This is a genomic window from Kordia sp., from assembly GCF_045105435.1.
GTDB lineage: Bacteria > Bacteroidota > Bacteroidia > Flavobacteriales > Flavobacteriaceae > Kordia.
On sequence record NZ_JBGCDL010000068.1, the window covers coordinates 1 to 4,388 of the forward strand.

General features: G+C 35.5%; 3 protein-coding genes. 2 read left to right on the forward strand and 1 reads right to left on the reverse strand.

The annotated features are described in order from the left end of the window. Positions 1 to 37 precede the first annotated feature (37 nt). Entirely contained in the window at positions 38 to 604 is a 567-nt protein-coding gene (locus tag AB8B65_RS03210; RefSeq protein WP_405299415.1) for a DUF2892 domain-containing protein, read from the reverse strand. A 167-nt stretch (positions 605 to 771) separates the two neighbouring features. On the opposite strand from AB8B65_RS03210, the gene rpmH reads away from it, so the two are divergent. Then, positions 772 to 930, forward strand: a complete 159-nt coding sequence (gene rpmH, locus AB8B65_RS03215; protein WP_083777297.1) for a 50S ribosomal protein L34 — start codon at positions 772 to 774, stop codon at positions 928 to 930. Between the two features lie 104 nt (positions 931 to 1,034). Next, positions 1,035 to 3,890, forward strand: coding sequence for a carbamoyl-phosphate synthase large subunit (gene carB, locus AB8B65_RS03220; protein ID WP_405299416.1), 2,856 nt, complete (start codon positions 1,035 to 1,037; stop codon positions 3,888 to 3,890). Positions 3,891 to 4,388 lie beyond the last annotated feature (498 nt).

A 4,388-nucleotide genomic window follows, 5' to 3' on the forward strand; every position in this document is an offset into this window, starting at 1 on the left:
AAAAAAAGCGACTCTTTAAAGTCGCTTTTCTCATTTCTTATCTTCTTCGCATTTGCTGACGATTCCCATAATGCTGTTTTGGAGCACTTGCAGCGCGTTTCATTTGCTGTTCCATCATTTTCATCTGTTCGGTCAGCATGCCGCGTTTATCAAGTGTTTTTGCTTCTTTCATTAAAATCTTCGCTTCGTTCTTACGATTCTTCTGCGCAGCAATACCAGCTAAGGTCATTTTTACCATTGCCATATCGTGTGCCATACTCAAACCGAGTTTCTCTGCTTTTCGCAGATGTTTCTCTGCTTGTGTCAAATTATTTTGCGAAGCCATAATTCCGTGCAAGTAATGATAATATCCTTGCTGCTTTGTTGTTAGCGCGGTTTTTGGATTTTTAATTCTTCCTAAAATACGTTTCGCACCATCAAAATCTTGCTTACGTAACTTTAAAAATGACATTAAAATAAATTCGTTCTTAAAGTAAAACAAGATGAAAATAGCAGCTAATAGAATAAGAAAGATTCCATTACCAATATTAGTTTCATAAAATTGATAAATTGCGTAGGCAAAAATTCCTCCCGCTAAAATAAGTTTGATATTTTTGTTGAACATAAATCAGTATATATTTATAGAGGTTGCAAATGTATAAAAAACAATCGTAAATATTTTTTAAAATCTGTTTGTGAAAGTAAAAACTCTTCGTATATTTGCGCCGCACTTTTAGGAAGAATACCGTGTGCATTTATAAATATTTTGAAGAGAATTAAAGAAATTATATAATGAAAAGAACATTTCAACCATCAAAAAGAAAAAGAAGAAACAAGCACGGTTTTAGAGAAAGAATGGCTTCTGTAAACGGTAGAAAAGTGCTTGCACGCAGAAGAGCAAAAGGAAGAAAGAAAATTTCTGTGTCATCTGAATTGAGACATAAGAAGTAATGATATATTAGAAATATAAATAAGGTGTTGTTTTTTATAAGCAACACCTTTTTTTGTACCCAAACGTTTTTTTATTTTTACGCAACACAACACAAACTAAACTAATGCCAAAAAGAGAAGACTTAAATTCAATTTTAATTATTGGATCAGGACCAATCGTAATTGGTCAAGCGTGTGAATTCGATTATTCAGGATCGCAAGCATTACGCTCATTAACAGAAGATGGAATCGAAACGATTTTAATCAACTCAAATCCAGCAACTATCATGACCGATCCTACCATGGCGGATCATGTGTATTTGAAACCATTAACTACTAAATCAATCATTGAAGTTCTTAAAGAACATCCGCAAATTGATGCCGTTTTGCCAACTATGGGCGGACAAACCGCATTGAATCTTTGTATTGAAGCTGATGAAAAAGGAATTTGGGAAGACTTTGATGTAAAACTAATCGGTGTAGACATTGATGCGATCAACGTTACAGAAGATCGTGAAAAGTTTAGAGAATTAATGGGAGAAATTGGTGTTGGAATGGCACCACAATTAACCGCAACTTCATTTTTAAAAGGAAAAGAAATTGCACAAGAATTTGGTTTCCCACTCGTAATTAGAGCATCGTACACACTTGGTGGCGCAGGTGCTTCTATTGTGTACGATCCAGCTGATTTTGACGAATTATTACGTCGCGGACTCGAAGCTTCTCCAATTCACGAAGTCATGATCGATAAAGCGATGATGGGTTGGAAAGAGTTTGAATTAGAGTTATTACGTGACAAAAATGACAACGTAGTCATTATCTGTTCTATTGAAAATATGGATCCGATGGGAATTCACACCGGAGATTCCATCACGGTTGCACCCGCAATGACATTATCTGATCGTACGTATCAAAAAATGCGCGACATGTCAATTAAGATGATGCGTAGTATTGGTGACTTTGAAGGTGGATGTAATGTTCAGTTCGCTGTAAGTCCAGACGATCAAGAAGAAATTATTGCCATAGAAATCAATCCGCGTGTATCACGTTCTTCCGCTTTGGCGAGTAAAGCCACAGGATATCCAATTGCAAAAATAGCTGCAAAATTGGCTATTGGATACACTTTAGACGAATTGGACAATCAAATTACAAAATCGACTTCGGCACTTTTTGAGCCAACACTTGATTATGTAATTGTAAAAATACCACGTTGGAACTTTGACAAATTTGAAGGATCTGATCGTGAATTAGGACTTCAAATGAAAGCCGTTGGAGAAGTAATGGGAATTGGACGTTCGTTCCAAGAAGCCTTACATAAAGCAACGCAATCGCTTGAAATTAAGCGTAATGGTTTAGGTGCTGATGGAAAAGGATACAAAAATTACGATCAAATTCTTAGCAAATTAAAACATGCTTCTTGGGATCGTGTCTTTGTCATTTATGATGCCATTCAGATGGGAATTCCATTGAGTAGAATCTTTGAAATTACGAAGATTGATATGTGGTTCTTAAAGCAATATGAAGAATTATACAATCTTGAAAAAGAAATAACTTCACACAATAAAATTGAGACGATTTCGAGAGATTTACTCTTAGAAGCGAAACAAAAAGGGTTTGCAGACCGACAAATAGCACACATGTTAAGTTGTTGGGAAAGTGAAGTCTATAAAAAACGTGAAGAGCTAGGCGTGAAGCGTGTATACAAATTAGTTGATACGTGTGCGGCTGAATTTACAGCAAAAACACCATACTACTATTCTACGTTTGAAGCTGAAATTGAAACAGCTGATGGAAATCGTTACGTTCACAACGAAAGTATTGTAACGGATAAAAAGAAAATTGTAGTATTGGGTTCAGGTCCAAACCGAATTGGACAAGGAATTGAGTTTGATTACTGCTGTGTACACGGTGTTTTAGCTGCGGCTGAATGTGGATACGAAACCATTATGATTAACTGTAATCCAGAAACGGTTTCGACCGATTTTGATACGGCTGATAAATTATACTTCGAGCCAGTTTTCTGGGAACACATTTACGATATCATTCGCCATGAAAATCCGGAAGGTGTCATTGTACAATTGGGTGGACAAACGGCATTGAAGTTGGCTGAAAAATTATCCAAACACGGTATTAAGATATTAGGAACTAGTTTTGAATCGTTAGATTTAGCAGAAGACAGAGGTTTATTCTCTAATTTGCTTAAAGAAAACAACATTCCGTATCCGCAATTTGATATTGCAACAACTGCTGATGAAGCTGCTGCAATTGCGGATGTTTTAGATTTCCCAATCTTAGTAAGACCTTCGTATGTATTGGGAGGACAAGGAATGAAAATTGTGATTAACAAGCAAGAACTGGAAGAAACTGTAGTCGACTTATTAAGAAGAATGCCAGGAAATCAGTTGTTACTAGATCATTATTTAGATGGCGCAATTGAAGCGGAAGCAGATGCAATTTGTGATGGAGAAAATGTGTACATCATCGGAATCATGGAGCATATTGAACCTTGCGGAATTCACTCTGGAGATTCAAATGCAACCTTGCCACCATTTAACTTAGGTGAATTTGTGATGCAACAAATAAAAGATCGCACAAAAAAGATTGCCTTGGCTGTAAATACTGTCTGGGTCATCAACATTCAGTTTGCAATCAAAGACGATATGGTATATATCATTGAAGCCAATCCGAGAGCATCTCGTACCGTTCCGTTCATTGCGAAAGCGTACAAAGAGCCGTATGTAAACTATGCGACAAAAGTAATGTTGGGTGAAAAGAAAGTGACTGATTTTGATTTCAATCCGCAATTAGAAGGATTTGCCATCAAGCAACCTGTATTTTCGTTTAACAAATTCCCGAACGTAAACAAGCGTTTAGGACCAGAAATGAAAAGTACAGGAGAAAGCATCTTATTCATTGATAGCTTAAAAGATGACGAATTCTATAACTTATATTCACGAAGAAAAATGTATTTGAGTAAATAAATTCAATCCGAAATGTCATTCCGCACTTGATGCGGAATCTCATTAAATCATATAAAAAATGCTTCCATGAAACCAACCAGTTTTTTGGGAGCGTTTTTTTTGCGTCTTGCTGAACTTTTATGCTGAGCGGAGTCGAAGTGTGATTCAGTAGCTCATTGTAAAAGTTATAGCTGTTATTCCTGCGTATGCAGGAATCTCTTTATTGTCACGAATTCACGAATAATTATTTATTTTACGGAAAACCACATTGTATATGTGTAATCTTTATTTTACATTTATAAAAAATAATAGGAATTTATAATAAAATGAGTTCCTGTTATCTACCGATTTTGGTACAATAACAGGAATTCCGTATATACATACGTTAGGCACAATTTGACAAACCAATGAAATTAACGATTTTAATATTACTTTTTTCAACCATTTCTGGATTTAGTCAAGAAATTAAATTCAATCTATTTTTGAAAGATTCTTGCTCAAACGAAATTGAAAGAAGTG

Coding starts and splice junctions, on each gene's coding strand:
- AB8B65_RS03210 (WP_405299415.1), bottom strand. CDS start 604: ATGTTCAACAAAAATATCAAACTTATTTTAGCGGGAGGAATTTTTGCC.
- rpmH (WP_083777297.1), top strand. CDS start 772: ATGAAAAGAACATTTCAACCATCAAAAAGAAAAAGAAGAAACAAGCAC.
- carB (WP_405299416.1), top strand. CDS start 1,035: ATGCCAAAAAGAGAAGACTTAAATTCAATTTTAATTATTGGATCAGGA.